Source organism: Rhizobium sp. SRI_017, assembly GCF_057586295.1.
This window is the reverse complement of record NZ_JBYCZP010000013.1, coordinates 1-26,412: the sequence shown is the minus strand read 5'-3', so window position 1 is coordinate 26,412 and position 26,412 is coordinate 1. Positions and strand designations below refer to the sequence as shown.

Below are 26,412 nucleotides of genomic sequence, written 5' to 3'. Positions count from 1 at the left end.
CGCGTCGGGGTAGTTGACAACAGTCAATTGAACGCAGAGCATTCTGATACTGAAACCGGGGGCATGAGAATGCGGAACAGGCTGCTTTCAGCAATTGGCACTTCCCTTTCTTCTCTCTTCACCGTCACGACGATTCTTCTTTCATCCAATGCCATGGCACAGGACGCGGCGGCACCGCCGCCGGTCACCGTCGCCAAGCCGCTGGTGCGGGAGGTCGTCGACAATGACGAGTTCGTCGGCCGCTTCGAGGCCGTGGATGAAGTCAGCGTCCGCGCCCGCGTCGGCGGGTATCTCGACGAAGTCCATTTCACCGATGGCGCGCTGGTCAAAAAGGGTGACCTGCTGTTCGTGATCGACCAGCGGCCCTACAAGATCGCGCTTGAACAGGCCGAGGCGCAGCTCCAATCGGCGGTGGCGACGCAGACTTATGCCGAGGCGCAGCTCAAGCGCGCCGAAGGGCTCGTAAAGAGCGGCGGCCAGTCGGTGCAGACGCTAGAGGACCGGCGCCGCGAATGGATTACGGCACAGGCGAGCGTCCGGGCTGCGCAGGCGACGGCGGATCGGGCCAAGCTCGATCTCGACTATACCAAGATCACCGCGCCGATCGACGGCCGGATCGACCGTAACCAGATCTCGGTCGGCAACCTCATCCAGGCCGACCAGTCCGTGCTGACGACGATCGTGACGCTCAACCCGATTGACTTCTATTTCGATGTCGACGAGCGCCGCCTTCTGAATTTCGCACGGACGGCTCGCGGGCGCGGTGACGACTTGCAGCTCGGCGGCGGTGGCGTCGACGTGAAGGTCACGATTGTGGATTCGAACGAGAAGCCCTTTGTCGGCAAGCTCGATTTTGCCGAGAACCGGATCGACAAGGAGACCGGCACGATGCGGCTCCGGGCGCGGTTCGATAATCCGAAGTTCATCCTGCAGCCCGGCCTTTTCGGCCGCGTCGAAGTTGAAGCGTCGAATAAATACAAGGCGACGCTGGTGCCTGACGAGGCCATCGGCTCGGATCAGAATGTGCGCGTCGTCTATGTTGTGGGCGCTGATGGCACGGTCTCGACCAAGCCGGTTCGCCTCGGCACCCGCGTCTATGGCTACCGCATCATTCACGAAGGGCTGGATGGAAGCGAATCCATCATCGTCAACGGCCTGATGCGGGCGCGGCCGGGTTCCAAGGTGACCCCGCAGATGATCGAGTTGCCGCCGACGCGCGAGAGTGCTGTGCCTGATGCTGTCGACCTGGAGCTGGCGCAATGAGGTTTGCGCATTTCTTCGTCGACCGTCCGATCTTCGCCTCGGTCCTGTCCATCGTGCTGTTGATCGTCGGCGGGGTTGCCTATTTCCAGCTGCCGGTGGCGCAATATCCCGAGATTGCACCGCCGACCATCGTGATCCGTACGGCCTATCCCGGTGCCGACGCCGAGACGATCGCCAGTACCGTGGCGACGCCGCTCGAGCAGGAGGTCAACGGCGTCGAGGACATGCTCTACATGTCCTCCTATTCGACGGCGGATGGCTCGATGGCGCTGACCGTTACCTTCAAGCTCGGCACTGATCTCGACAAGGCGCAGGTGCTGGTTCAGAACCGCGTCGCGATTGCCGAGCCGCGCCTGCCCGAAGAGGTGCGCCGCATCGGCGTCACTACGGCCAAGAGTTCGCCCGACCTGATGATGGTGATCCATCTCCTGTCGCCCGACGGTCGCTACGACCAGCTCTACGCCTCCAACTATGCGCGCAGCCGCATCCGCGACAAGCTGGTGCGCCTCGACGGCGTCGGCAATGTCATCCTGTTCGGCGAGCGCGAATATTCGTTGCGCATCTGGCTCGATCCGGAAAAGCTCTCCGCCTACGGCATGACGTCGAGTGATGTTGTGCAGGCCCTGCGTGACCAGAATGTGCAGGTCTCCGGCGGTTCGATCGGCGCGCCCCCGGCCGCCGATGGCAATGCGTTCCAATACACGGTCACGACAGAAGGCCGCTTTTCTGATGCGCGCCAGTTCCGCTACGTCATCGTCAAGGCATCCGATAACGGTCGCCTGGTGCAGCTGCAGGATGTCGCCCGTGTCGAGCTCGGCGCCAAGGAATATGTGACCAACAGCTATCTCGACGGCAAGCCGGCCGTCGCGCTCGGCATCTTCGCCCGGCCCGGCACCAATGCGCTTGCCGCAGCGGAATCGATTCAGCAGACGATGGCGGAGGCCGCGAAGGAATTCCCGCCCGGCCTCGGTTACGAGATTGTCTACAACCCGACCGAGTTCATCGCGGAATCGATCAACGAGGTCTACAAGACCATCATCGAGGCGGCCGTGCTCGTCGCCATCGTGGTGCTGATCTTCCTGCAGTCGTGGCGCACGGCGATCATTCCGATCGTCGCGATTCCGGTCTCATTGATCGGCACCTTCGTCTTCCTGCTCGCCTTCGGCTTCTCGCTCAACATGCTGACCCTCTTCGGCCTCGTGCTGGCGATCGGCATCGTGGTCGACGACGCGATCGTCGTGGTGGAGAATGTCGAGCGCAATCTGGCGCTCGGCATGAAGCCCAGGGATGCGGCGCATGTGACGATGGACGAGGTGGGCGTCGCCGTGGTCGCGATCTCGCTGGTGCTGGTCGCCGTCTTCGTGCCGACGGCCTTCATTCCTGGCATCACCGGCCAGTTCTACCGGCAGTTCGCCGTGACGATCGCGGTGGCGACGGTGATCTCCGCGCTGAATTCGCTGACGCTGTCGCCGGCGCTTGCCGCGGTGTTGCTCAAGCCGCATGACAAGGATCATCAGCCGCGCAATCCGATCTCGCGGATGACGGCGGCGCTGTCGCATGGATTCAACGCCGGTTTCGACAAGTTGAGCGCCGGATACGCCTGGATCGTTCGCCGCATGGTGCAGACGGGATTCGCCATAGCGGCCTCGCTCGTGGTCTTTGCCGGGCTGCTTTACGCGACCTACTACATGGCCAATGCAGTTCCGCGCGGCTTCGTGCCGAACATGGATCAGGGCTATGCCATCGTCGTTGTGCAGTTGCCCGACGGTGCCTCGCTCGAACGCACCGACGCGGTGATCAAGAAGGCGTCGGACGTTGCGCGCTCGGTGCCCGGTGTCCGCAACGCCGTCGCCTTCGCCGGCTTCAGCGGTGCCACATTTACCAATGCCTCGAATTCCGGCGTGATCTTCACGGCCTTCAATTCGTTCGAAGACCGCCTGGAACATGGCCGCAGCGCCAACGCCATTGTCGGCGAGCTCTATATGAAGCTGCAGAGCATCCAGGAAGCCTTCATCATCGCCATTCCACCGCCGGCGATTGCCGGTATCGGCAATGGCGGCGGCTTCAAGATGCAGATCATGGATCTCGAAAGCTCCGACATGCGCCGGGTGCTGGGATCCGCCTATCAGATGATGGGCATGGCGGCCCAGACACCGGGCCTGCAGGGGGTTTTCACCACCTTCTCGGCTTCGAGCCCGCAATATTTCCTCGCGATCGATCGCGACAAGGCGCGGGCGCTGAATGTCCCGATCCCCAATATCTTCGACACGTTGTCGATCAATCTCGGCACGTCCTATGTCAACGACTTCAACGCCTTCGGCCGCGTCTACCAGGTGCGGGCGCAGGCCGATAAGCAGTTTCGCGGCGACAGGGACAGTATCCTGGCGCTGAAGGTGCGCTCGGCCACCGGCGCGCTCGTGCCGCTGGGAACGCTGGTCGATATCAAGGACACCAGCGGTCCGTCGCTCGTCCAGCATTACAACATGTATGTGTCGGTTCCGCTCCAGGGCAATCCGGCGCCCGGTGTCTCCACCGGCACCGCGCTCGCCACGATGGAGGCGCTTGCGAAACAGGTGCTGCCGGCCGGCACGACCTTCGAATGGACCGAGCTTGCGTTGCAGGAGAAGAATACCGGCAATACGGCGCTCTATATCTTCGCGCTGTCGGTCATCTTCGTCTTCCTGGTGCTGGCCGCGCAATATGAGAGCTGGGTGCTGCCGCTCGCGATCATCCTGATCGTGCCGCTCGCCATCCTTGCGGCGCTCTTGGGCGTCTATTTCAGGGGAATGGACAATAATATCCTGACGCAGATCGGCCTTGTCGTGCTGATCGGACTCGCGGCGAAGAATGCGATCCTGATTGTGGAATTCGCGCGGCAGGCGGAGGCCGTCGAGGGCATGAGTCCCGTCGAAGCGGCGGTCCAGGCCTGCTACCTGCGCCTGCGCCCGATCCTGATGACCGCCTTCGCCTTCATCTTCGGCGTGGTGCCGCTGGTCATCGCGACGGGTCCAGGTGCTGAAATGCGCCAGTCGCTCGGCACGGCGGTGTTCTCCGGCATGCTCGGCGTCACGCTGTTCGGTCTCTTCCTGACGCCGGTCTTCTACGTGATGCTGCGCGGCCGCCGCCGTTCAAAGACGGAAGCGCCATCGCCGGAGGTCACTGAGGAGCCTCAGCCGAGCGAGGCTACCTGAGGTGTGAAGAATAATGTTCAACGAATTTCAATTTCGTTGAACATCTGCTATGCTCAACGAAACTGAACTTTGTTGAGCACGTCGGTGATCGCGCATCATTCTCCCATAGCCCACTCCGCCTACCACGATCTGCTGGCCTCCTTGCGGGACGAGACCGTTGCGGAAATCCGCGGCACGCCGACCCGCATCGAACGCAAGGGCCGCGTTTACTGGTACGATACCTATCGCGTCGGATCCGACGTCAAGAAGACCTATATCGGCGAAGACAGCGAGCAATTGCGCGCCCGCATGCAGCGTATCGAGGCGTTGCGCGATGACCGCGAGAACCGCCGGCGAAACCGGTCCCGGCTCATTCGTCTCCTGCGTGCCGAAGGCTTTCTCGGCGTCGATGCGGCCACCGGCAGCCTTCTCAATGCCATGGCTTCTGCAGGCGTGTTCCGGCTTGGCGGCACCATCGTCGGAACGCAAGCTTTCCGGCTCTACGAAGGCGAACTCGGCGTCCGCTTCGCCTTCGATCAAACCGCCCAAACCCAGGATATCGATATCGCCAGCTTCGAGCGCCTGTCAGTCGCGCTCGAGGATACGGTTTCCGAACCGCTCGGAACCGTCCTCCAGGATTTTGCCTTCGAGCCCGCGCCATCACTCGACCACAGCAAGACCTGGCGCTGGAAGCAGACGCGTAACGAGACCCTGGTCGAGTTCCTCACGCCGTCCTTCTCCGAAGCGGAGGATCTGAGGCCTTTGCCAGCGCTCGGCGTGCACGCCCAATCGTTGCACTATCTCAACTATCTCCTCGCGGAACCGATCTTCGCCGCCGCGACCTACCGCGACGGCGTTCTCGTGCAGATCCCCCGGCCCGAGCGGTTTGCGATCCACAAGCTCATCGTGGCGAACCGGCGGCTTGAGGGGCCGGACAGCCTCAAAGCGATCAAGGACCTGCTTCAGGCCGAATTCCTGGTGAAGGTTCTCGCCGCCGACCGACCGGATGATCTCCGCGATGCGCTCGAGGAGGCCCTTTCTCGCGGCAAGCGCTGGCGCGAGCGCATAACTGCCTCCATCGCAAAAAAGCCGTCGCTGCGGGCTGCGCTGGAAGCCCATCTCTAGGGGTACGCGACCCGGATCGGCGGCACAATCGCTCACGTCCTGCCCGAGAGCAGGCTGCAGCCTATTCCGTCAGCGCCATCAAGCAATTGTGAGACAGAGAACTGTGGCTAATTGCCCTCTTCGCTACGCTTGTTCTCGCAATTTCGACATCTTTAAATTAGACTTTGCAAGGAACGAACTGAATTTAGATTCGTTTAATTTAACAGCGGCCGTCACGACGTTCGCAAATCCCAGCGCGGCCGCGGGAGAGTTTCATGCGGGCCACTGACAGTGACGTTTTCGATCTCTTTTCAAAAACTTATGCAAGCGGTGCACAGGAAGAGCTAAGCTTACAGGAATATCTCCTGGCCTGCCGCGACGATAAAGGCATGTACGCGACTGCACAGGAGCGTATGGTCAAAGCGATCGGTGATCCCAAGCTGATCGATACCAGCGGCGATGAACGGCTCGGCCGGATTTTCGCCAACCGAACCATCAAAATATATCCTGCCTTTGCAGACTTCTACGGAATGGAAGACACGATCGAACGCATCGTGGGCTATTTCCGCTATGCGGCGCAGGGTCTCGAAGAGCGCAAGCAGATCCTCTACCTGCTCGGCCCCGTTGGCGGCGGCAAATCGTCCCTCGCCGAACGCCTCAAGAAGCTGATGGAAGAGGAGCCGATCTACACGCTGGCCATCGACGGCAAGGTGAGCCCGATCTTCGAATCGCCGCTCGGCCTGTTCCATCCTGACCGGATGGCCGATCTGCTCGAGGACAAATACGGCATTGCCCGGCGACGCCTCACCGGGTTGATTTCTCCCTGGGCGGCCAAGCGGCTCGACGAGATCAACGGCGACATCTCAAAATTCAGCGTCGTCAAACTCATCCCGTCGCGGCTCCGGCAGATCGCCATCGCCAAAACCGAACCTGGCGACGAGAACAACCAGGACGTCTCGGCCCTGGTCGGCAAGGTCGACATCCGGCAGCTCGAAAACTTCAGCCAGGCCGATCCCGACGCCTATTCCTATAGCGGCGGCCTGAACCGCACGACGCAGGGCCTTCTCGAATTTGTCGAAATGTTCAAGGCGCCGATCAAGGTTCTGCATCCGCTGCTGACGGCGACCCAGGAAGGCAGCTATAACGGCACCGAGAACTTCGGGGCCTTCCCCTATCAGGGCATCGTGCTAGCCCATTCCAATGAATCGGAATGGCTGCAGTTCAAGCACAACAAGAACAACGAGGCTTTCCTCGACCGCATCCTGGTCGTCAAGGTTCCCTATTGCCTGCGCGTCACCGAGGAGCGGCTGATCTATGAGAAGCTGCTGCGCGAGAGCGAACTCTCGAGCAGCCCCTGCGCACCGGAAGTGCTGGAAAATCTTAGCCGCTTCACGGTGGCCACGCGCCTGACACCGCATGAGAATTCGCCGACCTATACCAAGATGCGGGTCTATGACGGCGAGAATCTCAAGGACACCGATCCCAAGGCGAAATCGCTGCAGGAATATCGCGATGCCGCCGGCGTCGACGAGGGCATGACCGGCGTCAGCACCCGCTTCGCCTTCAAGGTGCTGTCGGAAACCTTCAACTACGACACCAAGGAGGTCGCCGCCGATCCCGTCCACCTCATGTATATCCTCGAACAGGCGATCCGCCGCGAGCAGTATCCGAAGGAGATCGAAGCGGCCTATATCGACTTCATCAAGTCGGAACTCGCGGCGCGCTATGCCGAGTTCATCGGCCACGAGATCCAGAAGGCCTATCTCGAATCCTACAGCGAATACGGCCAGAACCTGTTCGACCGCTATATTTCCTATGCCGATGCCTGGCTGGAAGACCAGGACTTCAAGGATCCCGATACCGGCCAGATCCTCAACCGGGAAATTCTCGACAGCGAACTCTCGCAGATCGAGAAACCCGCCGGGATCGCCAATCCGAAGGACTTCCGCAACGAGGTGGTCAAGTTCACGCTCCGCGCCCGCGCCAAGAACAGCGGCCGCAATCCGGGCTGGACGAGCTACGAGAAACTCCGCGAGGTGATCGAGAAGCGCATGTTCGGCCAGGTGGAGGACCTGTTGCCGGTCATCAGCTTCGGCTCCAAGAAGGACAGCACCACCGAGAAGCAGCACGCGCAGTTCGTCCAGCGCATGACGGAGCGGGGCTATACGGCGCGGCAGGTCAGGCGGCTGGTGGACTGGTACATGCGGGTGAACAAGGCCGGCTAGCGCTGTCCAGGGGAGACAGGCTCATGCCGAACTTCATAGACCGTCGGCTCAATCCGAAGGATAAGAGCCTGAGCAACAGGCAGCGCTTCCTCAAGCGCGTGCATGCCGATGTCAAACGTGCGATCCGCGACCAGGTCAAATCCGACAAGATCGCCGATGTCGACAGTGCGCATGGCATACCCATGCCGAAGCGCGATGCCGACGAGCCAAGCTTCCGGCCGTCCTCCGGCACGGGTGACCGGCAATATGTGCTGCCGGGCAACCAGGACTTCTCGCCCGGCGATCGCATCAAGAAGCCCGAAGGCGGCAATGGCAACGGGAGAGGTCGCGGCCAGCCCGGCATGGGGGAGGACGGTGATGACGAGTTCATCTTCGTGCTTTCCCGCGACGAGGTGCTCGATCTCTTCTTCGAGGATCTCGAACTGCCCGACATGATCAAGCTGAGCCTCAAGGAAACCGTGACCTTCAAGCCGCGCCGCGTCGGCTTCACGACCGCGGGCACGCCGACCAACATCAATGTCGGGCGCACCATGCGTAACAGCTTCGGCCGGCGCGTGGCGCTGCGGCGGCCCAGCGATCGCGAATTCCAGGTGATCAACGACGAGATCGGCGACCTTGAGAAGCTGGAGAAGCCGTCGCAGACCCAGCGCCGGAGGCTCACGGCGCTGCGAGAGGAACTGGAACTGCTGCAACGCCGGCGCAGGCGCATCGCCTATGTCGACCCCGTCGATGTCCGGTTCAACCGCTTCGAAAAGCAGCCGGTGCCGAACGCCAATGCGGTGATGTTCTGCCTGATGGATGTCTCCGCCTCGATGGGTGAGCGTGAGAAGGATCTCGCCAAGCGCTTTTTCGTGCTGCTCCACCTGTTCCTCAAGCGGCGCTATGAGCGGATCGATCTCGTCTTCATCCGCCATACCGACCAGGCACGGGAAGTGGACGAAGAGACTTTCTTTTATGACAAGCAGACCGGCGGCACGGTGGTCTCGTCGGCGCTCGAGGAAATGCTGCGGATCATCGAGAGCCGATACCCCTCGAACATATGGAACATCTACGCCGCCCAGGCCTCAGATGGTGACAATGCCACGGGCGATTCCGAGCGCTGCGCCCATCTCCTGCGCGAGTCGCTGATGAAGCTCTGCCAATACTACGCCTATGTCGAAATCATCGACGAGCGGGAGAGTGACATTTTCGGGACGACGGACAACGGCACGTCGCTCTGGCGCGCCTACCGCTCCGTCCATGGAAACATCCAGAACTTCCAGATGACGCGCATATCGAAGCCTTCGGACATCTATCCCGTGTTCCGGAAACTTTTTGCCCGGCACCAGCCGGTGGCAATGCGCAAATGAAGGGCAAGCAAATGGCGACGCGCGCAGCATCGAGCCTGCTCTTCGACACGTCCGAATGGAGCTTCGACACCATCTCGCGGACTTATGACGCTATCGAGGCGATAGCAATCGGCGAGATGGGCCTCGATGTCTACCCCAACCAGATCGAGATCATCTCTTCCGAGCAGATGCTGGACGCCTATTCGTCCGTCGGCATGCCGCTGATGTATCAGCACTGGTCCTTCGGCAAGCGCTTCGTCTTCGAGAACCAGCTCTACCGCAAGGGCCGCCGCGGTCTCGCCTATGAGCTGGTGATCAATTCCAATCCCTGCATCACCTATCTCATGGAAGAAAACACCATGCCGATGCAGACGCTGGTCGTGGCGCATGCCTGCTTCGGCCACAACCACTTCTTCAAGAACAACTATCTGTTCCGCCAGTGGACGGACGCGGCCTCGATCCTCGGCTATATGGATTTTGCCAAGAAATACATCGCCAAATGCGAGGAGCGGCACGGGCCTGCCGCCGTGGAAGACATACTCGATTCCGCCCATGCCCTGATGAGCCACGGCGTCTTTCACTATCGCCGTCCACCCCGGCTGTCGTCGGAGAAGGTCCGTGAGCGGACACGCGAACGGCTGGAATACGAGGAACAGACCTTCAATGATCTCTGGCGTACACTGCCCGTGACCGCGGGCACCTCCAACCGGGAGGAGGCTGAGCGCGAGGCTTCGGAACGCAAGGGCAAGCTCAATCTTCCGGAGGAAAACCTGCTCTATTTCCTCGAAAAAACCAGCCTTATCCTGGAGCCCTGGCAGCGCGAGATATTGCGCATCGTTCGCGTCATTGCCCAGTATTTCTATCCGCAGGCCCAGACGAAGGTGATGAACGAGGGCTGCGCGACCTTCGTCCACTACACCATCATCAACAGGTTGTTCGACCAAGGCAAGATCAGCGAAGGTGCTATGCTGGAACTGCTGGCGAGCCACGCCAATGTGGTCTTCCAGCCGAGCTTCGACGACCCGCGTTTTTCGGGGATGAACCCCTATGCGCTTGGTTTTGCGATGATGCAGGACATTGAGCGCATATGCACCGCGCCCACATCGGAGGACCGGGACTGGTTCCCCGATATCGCCGGCAATGGTGACTGGCGAGGCACGCTGATAGACGCATGGGCGAACCATCGCGACGAGTCTTTCATCCTGCAATATCTCAGCCCCGCCGTGATGCGCCGGTTCCGGCTGTTCCAGCTTTCGGACCGATCAAGCGACAAGTTCTGCGAAGTCAGGTCGATCCATAACGAGCGCGGCTATTCGTCCGTGCGCTCCGCCATGGCCCGCAGCTACGACCCCGGAACAAGCAAGCCGGACATTCAGGTCATCGACGTGGACCTCCTCGGCGATCGCCAGCTTCGACTGCGCCATACGGTGAAGGACGGCGTCGAACTTGACGGTGCCACCCGTGATGCGACCTTGGGCCATATCCGCCGGCTCTGGGGATATGATGTCAGCCTGGTGGGAGTCGGAGCACCGGGCGACAAGATTTTGTACGAGTGCTCGACGGCCAAGACCGGATGATCAGTCTTGCGGCTCAAGCGCCAGGCCGAGTCTTCGGCGTCGCGCACCCGGTCGAGCAGCTTTCGTCCCCGAGAAAAGATTTCCTATCTGTTCACTGACCCAATCCATCCCTATCGGGTGTTCTTTGCCCAGACCACGGCATGGGCGGCCAGTCCCTTGCGACGCGGGCACCGTGGTCATCAAACACACATTCAAATCCTCTGCCCATTTGACAAATGACGATTTATCATTTACGAGTGACGAAAATTGAAATTCGTCACTCGTAAATCGAAAGCGACTCGCAATGGTCGAGACCCTCGAAACCCCCGCGGAAACGCAGCGTCAGGAGACGATCACACGCATCCTCGACAGCGCGGAAAAGCTGTTTCGCCACTACGGCTACGCCAAGACTAATGTCGCCGATGTCGCCAAGGACCTCGGCATGTCGCCGGCCAATATCTATCGCTTCTTCGCCTCCAAGGTTGAAATCCATCAGGCGATTTGCGCGCGGCTGCTGCACACCGTCCGGACGCTGGCTGAGCTGATCCTGAGCCAGGACGACGTGAGCGTGGAGCAGCGTCTGCGCCAGTGGATCCACGCCATGCACAAGATTACTGTCGAGACCATGATGGACCAGGAGAGGGTCCACGAGATGGTGATCGTCGCGCTTGAGCGCGACTGGCATGTCGTCGATGCTCACATCGACCGGCTTAATCTCATCGTCGCCGACGCGATCCGCGAAGGCATCCTTGCCGGCGAATTCCCGGAACAGGATCCGGATTCGGCCGCCCGTTGTTTCGGCGCCGCGACCGTGCTGCTCTGCCATCCGCAGATGGTGGCGCAGTGTCTCGCCAAGCCCAATCGTGCAACCCCCGAAGAGCTGGTCGAATTCGCGATCCGCGCTCTCAAGCATTAGACCGGAGACGGAAATGTTCTCGCTCAATCGCAATATCAGGAACCTGTCCGCCACCGGCATGGTGCTCGCGGCAGCGCTGGCACTCTCTTCCTGCACGGAAGAGAAGGCAGAGACGAAGCCGGACATCCGTCCGGTCAAGGTGGTCGAAGTCGCCAAGGCGACCAATGTCCGCGCCCTCGAATTCTCGGGCTCGGTCAAGTCCCGCACCGAAATGAACCTCGGCTTTCGCATAGCCGGCAAGGTCACGGAGCGGCTTGTCGATATCGGCGACCGCGTGCGGCCGGGCGATGTGCTATCGCGCATCGACCCGACCGACTACAAGCTGGCGGTCGACTCGGCTGAGGCCAATCTCGCCGCCACCGAAAAGGCCGTCGAGACTGCCAAGCTCGTCAACGATCGCGCGCATGCCCTGTTCAAGAAGGACGCCGTGCCGAAGGCTCAGGTCGAGCAGGCGCAACTCGCCTATGATCAGGCTCTGTCCACCCGCGTCGCTGCGGCCTCCTCGCTTGAACAAGCGAAGAACCAGCTGAGCTATGCCGAGCTGAAATCCGATCGCGACGGCATCGTCACGGCGATCAATGCCGACCGCGGCCAGGTGGTCAGCGCCGGCACACCCGTCCTGACCGTTGTCGCCGAGGACGAGAAGGAAGTGCAGATCGCGGTGCCGGAAAACGACATCGCGGAGTTCAAGCCCGGCAAGGCGGTGAAGGCCCGCTTCTGGTCCGACGATACGCTGGTGTTGGCGGGCAAGGTCCGTGAAGTCTCGGGCAGCGCCGATCCGCAGTCGCGCACCTTCTCCGTCCGCGTCAGCCTGCCCAATGATCCCCGCGTGCTGATCGGCATGACCGCGACCGTCGAGGCACAAACGGCGGGTGGTGCCGATACGATCACCGTTCCGCTCAGCGCACTCGCGGAGAAGGATGGCAGCAAGATCGTCTGGACGGTCGACCGCAAGGCTGCCACCGTGCATGCCCGCCCGGTCGAGGTCGCAGACTTCACCGCCGACGGCGTCGGCGTGGTCGAGGGCCTTGCCCCGGGCGACCTCGTCGTCTCGGCCGGCACCCAGTTCATGACCGAAGATCTGAAGGTCAAGCTGCCCGCCATTATCGGCCAGGTCACCGCCGACCTTATGAACTAAGCGCCCGCCGCTGCAGGCGGGCCGAGAGCCAAGCATCACATGACGACGGAGACGTGTCGGGCATCGGCCCTGACGCGGCCGATACCCTCATTCCCGAGCACGGAACCTGACGATGTCCAACACCACTGAAGCCAAGCAGTCTTTCAATCTGTCGCGCTGGGCGATCGGTCATCCGAGCATCGCGCGGTTCCTGTTCGGGCTGATCGTCCTGACCGGCGTCTTCGGCCTGATGAATATGGGTCAGAAGGAAGACCCGGACTTCACCTTCCGCGTCATGGTCGTGCAGGCCGTCTGGCCGGGTTCCTCGATCCAGGAGATGGAGGACCAGGTCGTCAACAAGATCGAGCGCAAGTTGCAGGAAGTGCCGGATCTCGATTTCGTGCGGTCCTACACCCGCGCCGGCAGCGCCATCATCACCGTGCAGATCAACGGCGATACCAGTGGCCGCGACGTGGCCGACGCCTTCTACCAGGTGCGCAAGAAGGTCGGCGACATCGACAGCGAGCTGCCTCAGGGGCTGCTCGGCCCATACTTCAACGACGAGTTCGGCGACACCTATATCACGCTGCATTCACTCTCGGGCGAGGGCTACTCCTATCCGGAACTCAAGAAGCAGGCGATCCAGGCGCGCGACATGCTGCTTGCCACGCCGGGCGTAGAAAAGGCCGTGATCCTCGGCGACCAGCCCGAGAAGATCTTCATCGATGTTTCCTCCAAGGCGCTGGCCGAACGTGGCCTGACACTGACCGACCTGCAGAATGCCATCCGTGGCCAGAACAATGTCGATCCATCAGGCACGGTGGATACCGGCACGCGCTCGGTCCGCATTTCAGTCGAGGGCGCGGTCGATCGCGTCGAGGATATCCGCAATCTCCGCCTCACCGCGGGCGGCCAGGTGACGCGGCTCGGCGACATCGCGTCCGTGGCTGCGGGTCTTGAGGATCCCTATCAGCGCAAGTTCCGCTTCAATGGCGCCGACAGTGTGCAGATCGGCGTCGTCATGGCACCCGGCTTCAAGGTGACCGATGTCGGCCATGCCGTCGAGGAAACTTACAAGCGCTTCCAGGCGGCGCTGCCCTATGGCATCGAGGTCAAGCAGATCTCGAATCAGCCCGAAGTGGTGACGGAAGCCGTCGGCGAGTTCATGAAGGCGCTTGGCGAAGCGCTGATCATCGTTCTGGTGGTCTCCTTCCTCTCGATCGGCTGGCGTTCGGGTCTCGTTATCGCCATCACTATCCCGCTGGTGCTGGCCGCCACCTTTGCGATCATGTACGAGCTCGGCATCGACCTGCAGCGCATCTCGCTCGGCGCGCTGATCATCGCGCTCGGCCTCTTGGTCGACGATGCGATGATCGTCGTCGAAATGATGGAACGGAAGCTCGAGGAGGGCCTCGAGAAGGTCGATGCCGCGAGTTTCGCCTATTCCTCCACCGCGTTTCCGATGCTGACCGGCACGCTGATCACCACCGCTGGCTTCATCCCCGTCGGCTTCGCGGCCTCGACCGCTGGCGAATATGTCCGATCGCTGTTCTACGTCGTCGGCATCGCGCTGATCGTATCCTGGTTCGTGGCAGTCTATTTCACACCCTGGCTCGGCAACATGATCCTCAAGCAACGGGCCCATGCCGGTACCCATCACGACGTCTTCGACACCCGCTTCTATCGCGGCCTGCGTGGTACGGTCGGCTGGGCGGTGCGCCACCGCGTCATCGTACTGGCGCTGACGATCATGACCTTCGTAACGAGCTTGTGGGCATTCCAGTTCATCCCGCAGAACTTCTTCCCGCAGTCGTCGCGACCGGAAATCCTCGTCGACATGTGGCTGCCCGAAGGGACCAGCATCAAGGAAGTCGAGACCCAGGCCAAGGCGCTGGAAGCCAAGATGATGGCGGACCCGGACAAAAAGTTCATCGCCACCTATATCGGTGAAGGCGCGCCGCGCTTCTTCCTGCCGCTCGACCAGCAGCTTCGCAACCCGAACTATGCACAGCTGCTGATCATGGCCAATGACGAGCCGGCGCGCGAGCGGCTGATCACCAAGCTGCGCACCATCCTGGCACAGGACTTCCCCGATGTGCGCGGCAAGGTCGACCGCCTGTTCCTCGGTCCGCCCACAGGCTGGCCGGTGCAGATGCGCGTCATGGGCACCGATCGTGTCGAGGTCCGCCGCATCGCCGACGAGGTCAAGGCACGCTTCCAGCAAAACCCGCAGCTCGGCGCCATCCATGACGATTGGCTGGAGCCAGTGACCTCGATGAAGCTGGTCATTGACCAGGACCGCGCCCGGGCGCTGGGCGTCAGCTCGCAGCGCATCCGCCAGATGCTGCAGGCCGCCATGTCCGGCGCGCCGCTCGACAATTTCCGTGACGGCGAGGAGACCGTGTCGATCGTCGCCCGCGAGCCGGAGGCGAGCCGCAAGCTGCTCTCGGCGGTAGATTCGGTCTATATCCCGACCGATCTCGGCACCTTCGTGCCGCTGTCGCAGGTCGCCAAGGTCGTACCGGTGCTCGAACAGGGAATTGAATGGCGCCGCGACCGCCTGCCCACGATCACTGTCCGGGCCACGCTGCCTGACGGTATTCAGCCGAATGACGTCGCCACGAAGATGTATAACGACATGGCCGATCTCCGTGCGACGCTCCCCGCCGGCTACAAGGTCGAGATCCAGGGCGGCGCCGAGGATGCGGCCGAGAGCCAGATGTCGATCGCGGCCAAGGCGCCGGTCATGCTGGCGATCATCGTCATCCTCTTGATGATCCAGCTGCAGCATTTCGGCAAGGCGATGCTGGTGCTCGCCACCGGTCCGCTCGGCATCATCGGCGCGGCTGCGGCACTGCTGATATCAGGTGCACCCTTCGGCTTCGTCGCCATCCTCGGCGTGATCGCGCTGCTCGGCATCATCATGCGCAACTCGATCATCCTCGTCGATCAGATCGACCAGGATATCGCTGGTGGCATGGAGCGCTCCGAAGCGATCATCGGCGCAGCCGTCCGCCGCTTCCGCCCGATCATGCTCACTGCGATGACGGCGGTGCTGGCGCTGATCCCGATCTCGCGCGGCGTATTCTGGGGTCCGCTCGCCTATGCGATGATGGGCGGCATCTTGGTCGCAACCGTGCTGACGATCCTCGTCCTGCCGGCGGCCTATGCCCTGTTCTTCGGCCGCGAGCCGAAGCGCAAGGAGGAGGCGCAGTCAGAGGTCGCCGAGGACGTGCTCGAGGAACTGCCCGACAATGTCAGGCACCTGCCTCTCGCAGCGGAATAGCGGAGCCATATCAAGGACGGGCGGCAATCTGTTGCCGCCCGCCAGCATGTCGCGGAGCGGGCCAAACAGGTAACTCGCCTCAGATCCCGCCCATGCAGAGATACTTCATCTCGAGATAGTCCTCGAGGCCATGGCGCGAGCCTTCCCGGCCGATGCCCGACTGTTTCATGCCGCCGAAGGGTGCCGCCTCCGAGGACATGCGGCCGGTATTGATGCCGACCATGCCATATTCCAGCGCCTCGGCGACCCGCCAGACGCGCTTGAGGTTGGAGGCGTAGAAATAGGCCGCGAGCCCATAGATCGTGTCATTGGCCTCCCGCACCACCTGGTCCGGATCGTCGAAGCGGATAACCGGCGCCAGCGGCCCGAAAGTCTCTTCCTGCGCGAGCCGCATGGCACCGGTGATGCCGCTCAGCACGGTCGGTGCGAAGAAGGTGCCGTCTCTGCCGATCCGCTCGCCGCCACAGCGAATCGCGCCGCCCTTGTCCAGCGCGTCGGCGATGTGGCCTTCGATCTTGCTCAGCGCCCGCGTATCGATCAGCGGGCCGATCGCGATGCCGGGTTCGAACCCGTCGCCGACCGAGAGTTCCTGGACCCGCGCGGTGAACTTCTCGACGAATTCGTCATGCACGCCGGACTGGACATAAAGCCGGTTTGCAGAGACGCAGGTCTGGCCGGCATTGCGGAATTTCGCCTGGATCGCGCCATCGACCGCGGCATCCACATCGGCATCGTCGAAGACGATGAAGGGCGCATTGCCGCCGAGCTCCAGGGCGACCTTCTTGATCTGCTCGGAACATTGCCGCATCAGCAGCCGGCCGACCTCGGTCGAGCCGGTGAAGCTGATCTTTCGGACCTTGAGGTTCGAGCAGAGTTCGCGGCCGACGGCGTCGCCCTCCGAGGTATAGATCAGGTTGACCACGCCCTCGGGAAAGCCGGCCTCCTGGGCGAGCGCGAACATGGCGCCGGCGACCAGCGGCGTCTGCTCGGCGGGCTTGAGCACGATCGTGCAGCCTGCTGCCAAGGCGGGCGAGATCTTGCGCGCCACCATCGAGGCTGGGAAATTCCACGGCGTGATGGTGCCGACGACCCCGATCGGCTGCTTGATGACCAGCATGCGCCGATCGGTCGAGGGCGCGGAGATCGTCTCGCCATAGATCCGGTTGGCTTCCTCCGCATACCATTGCAGATAGGCAGCGGCATGCGACACTTCGGATTTCGCCTCGGCCAGCGGCTTGCCCATTTCCGCGGTCAGGATGGCGGCGAGATCGTCGGTGTGAGTGATGATGAGCTGGTGCCAGCGCCATAGCGTGTCGGAGCGATCGCGCGCCGTGAGCGCCGCCCATTCCGCCTGCGCCGCATAGGCACGGTCGATCGCCGCCCGTGTCTCCTCGACACCCATGTCAGGCAGTTCGGCCAGCAATTCGCCGGTCGACGGATTGAAGACCTGAAACACCTTCTTGGTCACAGGCGTTCCGAGCGCCGGCACGCGGTCCAGCGCTTCGAAAAGTCCCGGCTCCTTGAGGTGACGGGTCAGCGCAGACAAGATCGTCAAAGTGGAACCTCCTCGCATGTTTGCGGAGTTCCTACTTCAGAATGACGGGCGTCTCAATCTCGCACTTTGCCGCCTCACGGCGCGACTGCGCCACCTTCACCCGACCTTGGCCTCTGCCGGTCCCGTTCCCGCGACGGCACGCCGGAAGGCCTGTTCCAGGTCGCGGATCAGGTCATCGGGATGTTCGAGGCCAACCGACAACCGGATCAGCCCTTCGCTGACGCCCGTCTGCGCGCGCGCCTCGATCGGTACACCGGAATGGGTGGTCGACGCCGGATGGCAGGCGAGCGACTCCGAGCCGCCCAGCGATACGGCCAGCTTGAAGATGGTGAGGTTGTTGAGGATGCGGAAAGCGAGTGCCCGGTCGTCTGCGATGACGAAGGAGAAGGTCGAACCGGCGCCCGAGCACTGGCGGGCATGAATGGCCTTCTCGGTCTCCGGCATGTCGTAGTCAATGTGCAACACATTTGCCGGAATGAACGGGTTATCCGCCAGCCAGGCCGCCACCTTGCTAGCGGAATCGGCCGCCCGTTCCATTCGGAGCGCGAGCGTTTCCATCGATCGCGACAGCATCCAGCACGAATGCGGATCGAGCTGGAAGCCATAGGCCGAGCGGGTCTGCCGCACCGGCGCCAGAAGCTCGCGCGAACCGGTGATGCCACCAGCCACCAGGTCGGAATGCCCGCCGACATATTTCGTCAGCGAGTAGACGCAGATATCGATGCCGAAATCGAGCGGCTGCTGGAAGACCGGCCCGAGCATGGTGTTGTCGACGACGATGATCGGCTTCTGGCCGCTCATCCGCGACCAGTCGTCGACGGTATGGCGGATCAGTGCGAGATCGAGTGTCGCATTGGTCGGGTTGGCTGGAGTTTCCAGATAGACCATCTTCACCGGACCGTGGCGCGCCGCCTTTTCGAGCGTATAGACCAGCGCCTGATCCTCGGTGCCGTCGATGAACGGGATCGGCTTGATGCCCCATTGCGTGAAGACCTTGCGGAACAGCGTCTCCGTGCCGCCATAGAGCGGCGTGGAGTGAACCAGGGCGTCGCCCGGCCGAAGGAAGGCGAGCGCAACGGCGCTGATCGCCGCCATGCCCGAAGATGTCACGAGCGCCTTTTCGGCATGGTCATAGATCGCCAGGCGATCCTCGACGATTTCAAGATTGGGATGGTTGAACCGCGAATAGACCAACCCGCCGGCGCCCATGCCCTCAGGCGCAGGCTTGCGGCCGGCGACCACATCGAAGAAGTCGGCGCCTTCCTCGGCGCTGGCGAAGGCGAAGGTGGAGGTCAGGAAAACGGGCGGTTTGACCGCACCCTCGGAGAGCGAGGGGTCATAGCCGAAGGCCGTCATCTGGGTGGAGGGATGCAGCGGGTGACCGTCGATATGCGTGCGGCGAAAGTTCTTGGCCATCGTGAGCTCCGGTTCGGGATTTCCGATTGCATCATCCCGCGCCGCTTCTGGCAAAATCCTACTTGTTTCGGCACGATTGAAGGGATTAATGGTGGAGAATGACTACGATCGACAAAACAGACGTCAAAATCCTCCAAGTCCTCAGCCAGGACGCGCGGCAAAGCGTCGAACGCGTCGCCGAACAGGTCAACCGATCGGCCACGCCTGTCCGCCGCCGCATCCGTCGTCTCGAAGAAGAAGGCATCATCCGGCGATACACATTGGACGTGGACATGAAGGCCTGCGGCTTCGGCCTGCAGCTCTTTGCCTTCATCAAACTGCAGAGCCGCGATCGGGCGACGATCGCCGATTTCGAGGACCGGGTCCGGCGGCTGCCCGAGGTGACGAACTGCAATCTGGTGACCGGCGCACACGACTACATGCTCCAGATGCAGATGGCCGATATGGACACCTACAATCATTTCCTTCGCACCACGCTCGCAGAACTGCCCGGCGTCTTCGGCATCGAGACGAGCGTCGTCATCGGCCCGGTCAAAGACGAGGTCGCGCTGCCCTATTGATGCAGGAACGGGCGACGCCCGGAGGATCAGAACAGGAAACTGTCGCGGTCGAGATCATCGAGATCGACGCGCCTGAGGACCAGCATGGAACCGTCGTCGGCGGTGATGACCAAGTTCTTGCCGACATCCTCGATATGGTTCCGCATCAGGTCGTTGAAGTTCGTGATTCCGACAGCATCGGAGAGGTCGATGCGGTCCCCGTCCTCGGGCTTGAAGTCGACGATCGTGTCGCGCCCATAATCGGCGCCGAAGACGAAAATGTCGGCGTGCTTGCCGCCCTTCAGGATATCGTCGCCGCCGCGACCATCGAGATTATCCTTGTTGGCAAGACCGAGAATCCTGTCATCACCACTGGTGCCAATGAGGGTGTCGCGCTTCGCCGTACCTCTGAATATGTCAGGCGAAACGCCTTCGACAGTGATATCGATCTCGTCGGTGGTCTCCCCGCCTTTGCCGTCGGAAACGGTGTAGCTGATCGTCACCGTCTTGCTCTCGCCCTCGGCGATATCCTGATTAGGCGCGTTAGTCGGGTCGTAGGTGAGGGTGCCGTCCTTGTTGACGGTGAGCTTGCCGAAGCCGGTGACGATTTCGGCGCTCTTCACGGACAGAGTGCCGCCATCGATGTCGCTGGCGCCCGAGAGCACATCCATCTTCAACTTGGCATTCTCCAAAGTCGTCGTTGCTCCGTGGTAGTCCAGCACCGGCGCATCGTTGACCGCCGTCACGTCGAACTTCAGCGTGTAGGTACCACTCGTATCGACGCCGCCATTGGCAACGCCGCCGGTGTCCTGGACCTTGAATGTGAGAGATGCGAGATTGCTGCCGTTCACGTCGGTCGGCGGCGTCCAGACCAGCTTGCCGGCAGCGATGTCCTCGGCCGTGATCGACTGGCCGGCGGTCACGACCTGGCCATTGAGGGAGAGAGTGCCCGCGGCCGGAATCGAGCTGATAGTGATGGTCTTGAGGACATCGCCATCTCCGTCCGTGAAGCCGAAGCTTGCGGCGGAAAAGACATAGGCCACGTCTTCCGGCGTGGTCCGGGTCAGGTTGGCGGCGGTCGGCGCATCATTGATCCGCGTCACATTAAACGTGATCGAATAGGCGTCGCTCGTGTTGGAGTCGCCCGCTGCAACAACACCATCGTCGATCAGTTTGTAGCTGAGCGACCCAAGGCCGTTGCCGCTCGCTCCGATGGCCGGCGTCCAGACGAGATTGCCGATATCGGCTGGCAGGATCGTCTGCCCGGCGGTGACGGCAACGCCGCTGAGCTTCAATGTGCCGTTGGTTGGAAGGCTGGTGATCTGGATCCCGGTCAGACTGTCCTGCTCGGCGTCGCCGAAGGGGAAATTGGAGAGCGAGAATGTGTAGGAGGAACTTTCCAGGAGGGTGACGGTGGAACTGGAACTTGTCGGTCCGTCACGGGTGATGTCGAAGACCTGGCTGTAGGTGCCCGTGTAGAGCGCTGAACTCAGCACGAAGCCGCCATTGTCGAGGGCGGCTATTTCCAGCTGCGCTCCACTGAAAATGTCGACGCTGTCATCGAGATCGACGTCTTCGGAATAGCGCAGCGATCCGTCTTCGTTGAAGACGCGGACCGCAAAGCCCAGATCGTTGTTTATAGTGTCGCCGAAGGCCCAGGCAGCAACAAAGCTGCCGTCCGCCAGAACCTTGACTGTCGGGATCGTGTCGGAATTGGCGTCGAGACTGACCTCGGCCCGGCGGACCGTGCCGTTATTGTTGAAGACGGCGAGTGCCGAGCCGGAACCCGAACAGCCACAGGCGCCCCATGCGACCACGAAGCCACCGCCGGGACCGTTCAACGCGGTGACGCTGCTCAGCATCTGGACGCCACTGGTGGACGTATTGGCCTCGACGACGCCCGAGGTTACCTCGTCTCCATCTTCCTCAAAGATTTTCAGGGCGATGCCGCCATTGGCATCTCCCGTGGTCTCACCTGACCAAGCCGTAACGAAGTTGCCGGACGACAGTCGAGCCATGCCGATGATGCCGATGTCGTTGGCCGGATCATCGTTGACGAGCAGTTCGGGGGCTGTCGTGGCGCTGCCGTTATCGTCATAGATTGCAATATAGACATCGCTCGTGTCGTCATCGAACCAGGATACGACGAAGCCGGCGCTCAAGCCCATGACGTTCGAAAAATACTGGTCGCCGACGGTGTTGAGAGTGTTGACGTCAATGTCGGCGACGGCGGCGCCGGTCGTAAATGCACGCACGGATACGTCATAGGTGCCGGAGGTGCCGGTGGCGGTATCACCGAACCAAGAGATGGCGAAGCCGCCAGTGTCGATGGCTGCGATCTGCGAAAAGCCCTGAGAGTCCGATCCATAGACGCTTACCGGTGCCGGGACGGACAACTGCGGGACGAGGCTGCTGTCAAAGACCTGCAACAGCACGTCCGTCTCCGCCGCAGTTGCGGACAGCGATGTCCACGTGATGGCGATCTCGCCGGTCGAAAGCACGGCCATGGTCGGGGCGAAGAATCCGTCATAGAGAACGGTGTCCATGACGATCTCGCGTGACCCCAGAAGTGTCCCGTCGTCACTAAATTTTTGCACATGCAGGTCATTGTCGCCATCGATCCAGGTGACGACGAAGCCGCCCGTGGGCAGTGCAAGAGTCGACATTACCGGCATGAAAGTCGAGGGCGTTTGCCCATCAAAGGTCAGGTCTTGGCCGACGACGATGCCCATGGCGCTTCTCTCCCCTGCAAATGCCCGATGAATTGCTGCCGCCGGAGGAACACGGAGGCATGTGTCCGAAGCGGGGCTGCATGATCGAGCGGTCTAAAGAGCTACGGGCAAGCTAGGCAAAATCCTCGCGCAACGCACGGAAGTTCCTGACCATTTTTGGGATCATCGCCTTTGGACGCCTTGTCCGGCGTCATCTCGCCGGGCCCGCAATGATCTCGGATCAACCACCACAAACATGAATCGACCCACCGCGATCGATTCAAACATGTCGTTGGACGCTTGAGCAGCACTTGGCGATGCTGCCGCCATGACCACGCAGCCCTATCAAATCTACATCGAGCGAACCGATGCCGCGAGAAACATGGCCCGGTTCTACGCCTTGGTAATCTCGACGACTCTTTTCGGTGAGGCCTGTCTGACGCGGCGCTGGGGCCGCATCGGTGCGTCCGGCCAGTTCAAGACCCATCGTTTCGCCGAGGAAGATGAGGCGGTCAGGCTGTTCCTCCGCATCCTCAAGCGGAAGCGCGCTCGCGGCTATCGACCCAGACGGTGCGGAACCGTTTGAGACACTGACTCATTGGAAAGACCATAGCAGCGCACTTGGAGAGGCAGCCTTGGCCGAGTTCGACTTTGGACCGTGCATTTCAACGGATGGGGTCTTGTTTCGGCTCTGGGCGCCAAGGCAACCGGAGGTGATGCTCAAGATCGACGGTCACTCGCCGCGTCTGATGGACCGAGACAATCGGGGGTGGCACACACGCTTCGTCGATAGGGCAGGGCAGGGCACGCGCTACCACTTCGTCATGCCTGATGGGCTCGAAGTCCCGGACCCTGCATCGCGCTATCAGCCTGAGGATGTCCACGGAGCGAGCGAGGTGGTCGATCTTGCCGCCTATGGGTGGAAGCAGGCGGGCTGGATGGGTCGCCCCTGGGAGGAGACGGTCCTCTACGAATTGCATGTCGGAGCGTTCACTGCGGAGGGCACGTTCCGCGCGGCGATCGATCGGCTCGACCATCTCAGGGATATCGGCATCACGGCCCTGCAGATCATGCCGGTCGGCGATTTCCCCGGCCGCTATGGCTGGGGATATGACGGCGTGCTGCTCTACGCGCCGGAAAGCAGCTATGGGCGGCCTGAAGATTTCATGGCCTTTATCGACGCCGCACATGCCCGCGGCATCTCCGTGTTCCTCGATGTCGTCTACAATCACTTCGGGCCGGACGGGAATTATCTTGCCGGGTATGCGCCGCTCTTCAACGAACGGCATACGACGCCCTGGGGCGCGGGAATCAATTTCGACGGCGAGGATTCCCGGATGATCAGGGAATTCGTGATCCAGAACGCGATCTACTGGATCACCGCCTTTCGTCTGGATGGTCTTCGTCTGGATGCAGTCCATGCAATCCGGGACGACAGTGACGAGCACTTCCTGCAGGAACTGACCCGGCGGGTGAGGGACGCCGCCGGCGAACGATTCGTCCACATCATCGCCGAAAACGAGAATAACGACGCCTCGCTTCTGGAACGAGGAGAGGGGGGAGCGCCAGCATACTTCACCGCCCAATGGAACGATGATGTCCACCATGTGCTGCATGTCGCCGCGACCGGCGAACGCTTCGCTTATTATCAGGATTACCAACCGGGGCCTGCGCATATCGGACGCGCACTGGCGGAAGGCTTTGTCTTCCAGGGCGATCACATGCCCTATCGCGGCGAGGTGCGAGGAACGCCGTCGGCCCATCTGCCGCCGACCGCTTTCATCTCCTTTACCCAGAACCACGACCAGATCGGCAACAGGGCGATGGGCGACCGGATGGCGGCCAGCCAGCCCATCGAGGCGCAGAAAGCGATTGCCGCCGTCTACATCCTCGCACCGCAGGTGCCGATGTTGTTCATGGGGGAGGAGTGGGGTGCGACGGAGCCCTTTCCCTATTTCTGCAATTTCGACGAAGAGCTCAACCGCAAGGTCCGCGAAGGCAGAAAAAAGGAACTGTCGCGGCTGCCAGGCTTCGACGCGGCCCATGCCCTGGACCCGACGGCAGAAGCAACATTCCTGGCTGCGAAGCTGGATTGGGATCGCGTGGCTGAGGGACCGGAGATGCTGGGATTCTACCGCGCACTGCTGCAACTTCGACATTGCGAGATCATCCCGCGACTGAAGCAATTGAACGGTGGCCGCCGCCGCTATGATGTCGATACGCCTCACGTGAAGGTCGAATGGCGACTGGGGGACGGATCGCGGCTACGGCTGGCAGCCAATCTCTCTGATGAGTCGGTGGCGAATGCCTCGACAGGACTTGGCGCACCCATGTTCGCGCTGGGCGACCTAAGCCGGGAACACCTGGCACCATGGACGGTCGGGTGGTGGCTGGAGACGCCGTCAGCCGGGTAGGCGGACCTTCTCCGTCAGGCCTCGACGCAAACCGCTCCGCCCGTGGCCGGGCGATCTCGCCCTCCATCGCCCTGTCGCGAATGCGCTGCAGGTTGGCGGCATGGGCGAAGGAGAGCTCGAGCGTCTCTCTTTGCCGGATGCGCGGATGAAACGCTCGGCGTTGGTCTCGACCGGTGTGAGGGCGAAGTGCCGCCATGTCTGTGTTTCGATGTCCTCGCCGAGGCCGACGTCCAGGCGTGTGCCCGAGACAGGCGCCACAGCCACCGGCTCTCCGTCCGCCAGTCGCCCCAGCATCGGCTTGCGAGCCAGCTCTGCAAGTAAGGCGCCTTTGATTGGCACCGGCACGACAAGGAGTCGAGCTGGACGCTAAAGCGGCAGCTCAGTCGAGAATTTCAGCTCGCGCAGCACGAAACTGGAAACGACCGTACGGACATGGGGATTTCGCATGAGGTAGCGCGTCATGAAGGCATCGTAGCTCTCGACATCTTTGGCGCGGATCTTGAGCATGTAGTCGAAGGTGCCTGACAGCGCGTAGCACTCCATGATCTCCGGCCTTTCCTGCACCACTTGTGCGAAAGAGGCGACCGCTTCCTCGTGATGATCCTCCAGCGTGACATGAGCGATAACGCAGAGCTTGAGGTCGAGTTTCCTGGCGTCAAGGAGGGTGACGCGCTTGCGGATGACGCCATCTGCTTCGAGTTCCTGGATTTTGCGCCATGCGGAGCTTTGCGACATGCCAGCCCTTTCGGCCAATTCCGCAAGCGAGAGGCTGCTGTCCGCCTGGATCAGTTGCAGGAGCTTGCGTTCGGCTATCCCAGTTTCTTTCATAAATCTCATCCGTGGCGAGAAAATCTTCCAACATCATGCCGAAAAGTGGCAGGAAAGAAAAGAAAATCCGCGCTGTCGGGTGTATGATTGCCAAACCTGCGTAACGCCCGGGAGAATTCAGATGGCCAAGGAAAGCAGCTACGTCGCGAAATTGCCCGGTCCGAATGGTCTCTATCACTACACAGCCGAGGAAGACGCGGTCTGGGGCGAACTTTATGCGCGCCAGATGAAGCTGCTGACCGGCATGGCCTGCAAGGAATATCTCGATGGGGTCAGGACGCTGGGGCTCGGAGCCGATAAGGTGCCGCAGCTCCTTGATGTCGACAGGCGGCTCCACGAGACCACCGGCTTCGGGGTTGAGGGCGTGCCCGCGCTCATTCCGCCCTCAAAGTTCTACGAACTGCTGTCGCAGGGCAAGTTCCCGCTCGCAACCTTCCTCCGCCGACGCGAACATATCGACTATATCGAGGAGCCGGACCTGTTCCACGAAGTCTTCGGCCATTGCCCGCTTCTGACCAATCAGAGCTATGCCAATTTCGTCAAGCGCTTCGGCGAGGCAGCGGTCAAGCTCGGCAAGGGCTTCTCCTGGCACCTGTTCCGTATCTTCTGGTTCACGGTTGAGTTCGGCCTGATCAATACATCGGAAGGTCGTCGCTGCTTCGGCGCCGGCATTGTCTCCTCACCGAGCGAGGCGAAGGCGGCGATGGACGGCAGCTCTTGCGAATTCCGACCGTTCGACCTGATGACAGTGCTCAGGACGCCCTATCGGATCGATATCGTCCAGCCGATCTACTATGTCATCGACAGCTTCGCCGAGCTCGAAGCCATCGTCGACCAGGATATCGGGGCGATGATCCTCAAGGCCAAGGCATTGGGCGACTACCCGCCGGCATTTGAAGCGAAGGCGTCGTAGCGGGCGGCGGTTGATCGCGGCATCATTCGCAAGTCGCACCTGGAAATGGAATCTGACCCCCGGCCACGCCA

At 61.6% G+C, this 26,412-nt stretch carries 17 protein-coding genes; 13 read left to right on the top strand and 4 right to left on the bottom strand.

Annotated elements, in window-relative coordinates; genetic code table 11:
• Positions 1–63 precede the first annotated feature (63 nt).
• The 9 genes from AC2YI2_RS24370 (at position 64) to AC2YI2_RS24330 (ending at position 15,965) form a co-directional block, all read left to right on the top strand.
• Positions 64–1,263 (top strand): efflux RND transporter periplasmic adaptor subunit, encoded by a 1,200-nt coding sequence (locus tag AC2YI2_RS24370; RefSeq protein ID WP_487389108.1) that lies wholly within the window; start codon positions 64–66, stop codon positions 1,261–1,263.
• Entirely contained in the window at positions 1,260–4,454 is a 3,195-nt protein-coding gene (locus tag AC2YI2_RS24365) for an efflux RND transporter permease subunit (RefSeq protein ID WP_487389107.1), read from the top strand. Before AC2YI2_RS24370 ends, AC2YI2_RS24365 begins: the two co-directional genes overlap by 4 nt.
• Positions 4,455–4,523: 69 nt before the next feature.
• Positions 4,524–5,558: a nucleotidyltransferase family protein gene (locus AC2YI2_RS24360; protein WP_487389106.1), complete on the top strand. Its 1,035-nt coding sequence runs from the start codon at positions 4,524–4,526 to the stop codon at positions 5,556–5,558.
• A gap of 254 nt (positions 5,559–5,812) precedes the next feature.
• Positions 5,813–7,762, top strand: coding sequence for a PrkA family serine protein kinase (locus AC2YI2_RS24355; protein WP_487389105.1), 1,950 nt, complete (start codon positions 5,813–5,815; stop codon positions 7,760–7,762).
• 23 nt (positions 7,763–7,785) lie between these two features.
• The gene (locus AC2YI2_RS24350) at positions 7,786–9,111 is read left to right on the top strand and encodes a YeaH/YhbH family protein (protein WP_487389104.1); all 1,326 of its coding nucleotides are present in this window, start codon (positions 7,786–7,788) and stop codon (positions 9,109–9,111) included.
• Between the two features lie 11 nt (positions 9,112–9,122).
• Positions 9,123–10,667, top strand: a complete 1,545-nt coding sequence (locus AC2YI2_RS24345; RefSeq protein WP_487389237.1) for a SpoVR family protein — start codon at positions 9,123–9,125, stop codon at positions 10,665–10,667.
• A 283-nt stretch (positions 10,668–10,950) separates the two neighbouring features.
• Positions 10,951–11,562, top strand: a complete 612-nt coding sequence (locus AC2YI2_RS24340; RefSeq protein ID WP_487389103.1) for a TetR/AcrR family transcriptional regulator — start codon at positions 10,951–10,953, stop codon at positions 11,560–11,562.
• 13 nt (positions 11,563–11,575) lie between these two features.
• Complete coding sequence (locus tag AC2YI2_RS24335; protein ID WP_487389102.1) at positions 11,576–12,700, top strand: efflux RND transporter periplasmic adaptor subunit; 1,125 nt, start codon at positions 11,576–11,578, stop codon at positions 12,698–12,700.
• A 112-nt stretch (positions 12,701–12,812) separates the two neighbouring features.
• On the top strand, positions 12,813–15,965 hold the full coding sequence (locus AC2YI2_RS24330) for an efflux RND transporter permease subunit (protein ID WP_487389101.1): 3,153 nt from the start codon (positions 12,813–12,815) through the stop codon (positions 15,963–15,965).
• Positions 15,966–16,044: 79 nt separating this feature from the next.
• Here AC2YI2_RS24330 and AC2YI2_RS24325 read toward each other — a convergent pair whose 3' ends face one another.
• Both AC2YI2_RS24325 and AC2YI2_RS24320 read right to left on the bottom strand, forming a co-directional pair.
• Positions 16,045–17,538, bottom strand: coding sequence for an NAD-dependent succinate-semialdehyde dehydrogenase (locus tag AC2YI2_RS24325; protein WP_487389100.1), 1,494 nt, complete (start codon positions 17,536–17,538; stop codon positions 16,045–16,047).
• 78 nt (positions 17,539–17,616) lie between these two features.
• Positions 17,617–18,936, bottom strand: coding sequence for a cystathionine gamma-synthase family protein (locus tag AC2YI2_RS24320; RefSeq protein WP_487389099.1), 1,320 nt, complete (start codon positions 18,934–18,936; stop codon positions 17,617–17,619).
• A 98-nt stretch (positions 18,937–19,034) separates the two neighbouring features.
• Here AC2YI2_RS24320 and AC2YI2_RS24315 point away from each other — a divergent pair, with 98 nt between their 5' ends.
• Positions 19,035–19,496, top strand: a complete 462-nt coding sequence (locus tag AC2YI2_RS24315; RefSeq protein ID WP_487389098.1) for an Lrp/AsnC family transcriptional regulator — start codon at positions 19,035–19,037, stop codon at positions 19,494–19,496.
• Positions 19,497–19,522: 26 nt separating this feature from the next.
• Here AC2YI2_RS24315 and AC2YI2_RS24310 read toward each other — a convergent pair whose 3' ends face one another.
• Entirely contained in the window at positions 19,523–22,207 is a 2,685-nt protein-coding gene (locus AC2YI2_RS24310; protein WP_487389097.1) for an Ig-like domain-containing protein, read from the bottom strand.
• A gap of 307 nt (positions 22,208–22,514) precedes the next feature.
• On the opposite strand from AC2YI2_RS24310, the gene AC2YI2_RS24305 reads away from it, so the two are divergent.
• Entirely contained in the window at positions 22,515–22,772 is a 258-nt protein-coding gene (locus AC2YI2_RS24305) for a WGR domain-containing protein (RefSeq protein ID WP_487389096.1), read from the top strand.
• 49 nt (positions 22,773–22,821) lie between these two features.
• Positions 22,822–24,600, top strand: a complete 1,779-nt coding sequence (gene treZ / locus AC2YI2_RS24300; RefSeq protein ID WP_487389095.1) for a malto-oligosyltrehalose trehalohydrolase — start codon at positions 22,822–22,824, stop codon at positions 24,598–24,600.
• Between the two features lie 366 nt (positions 24,601–24,966).
• Here treZ and AC2YI2_RS24295 read toward each other — a convergent pair whose 3' ends face one another.
• Positions 24,967–25,428, bottom strand: coding sequence for an Lrp/AsnC family transcriptional regulator (locus AC2YI2_RS24295; protein WP_487389094.1), 462 nt, complete (start codon positions 25,426–25,428; stop codon positions 24,967–24,969).
• Between the two features lie 121 nt (positions 25,429–25,549).
• On the opposite strand from AC2YI2_RS24295, the gene AC2YI2_RS24290 reads away from it, so the two are divergent.
• Positions 25,550–26,341: a phenylalanine 4-monooxygenase gene (locus AC2YI2_RS24290; RefSeq protein ID WP_487389093.1), complete on the top strand. Its 792-nt coding sequence runs from the start codon at positions 25,550–25,552 to the stop codon at positions 26,339–26,341.
• Positions 26,342–26,412 lie beyond the last annotated feature (71 nt).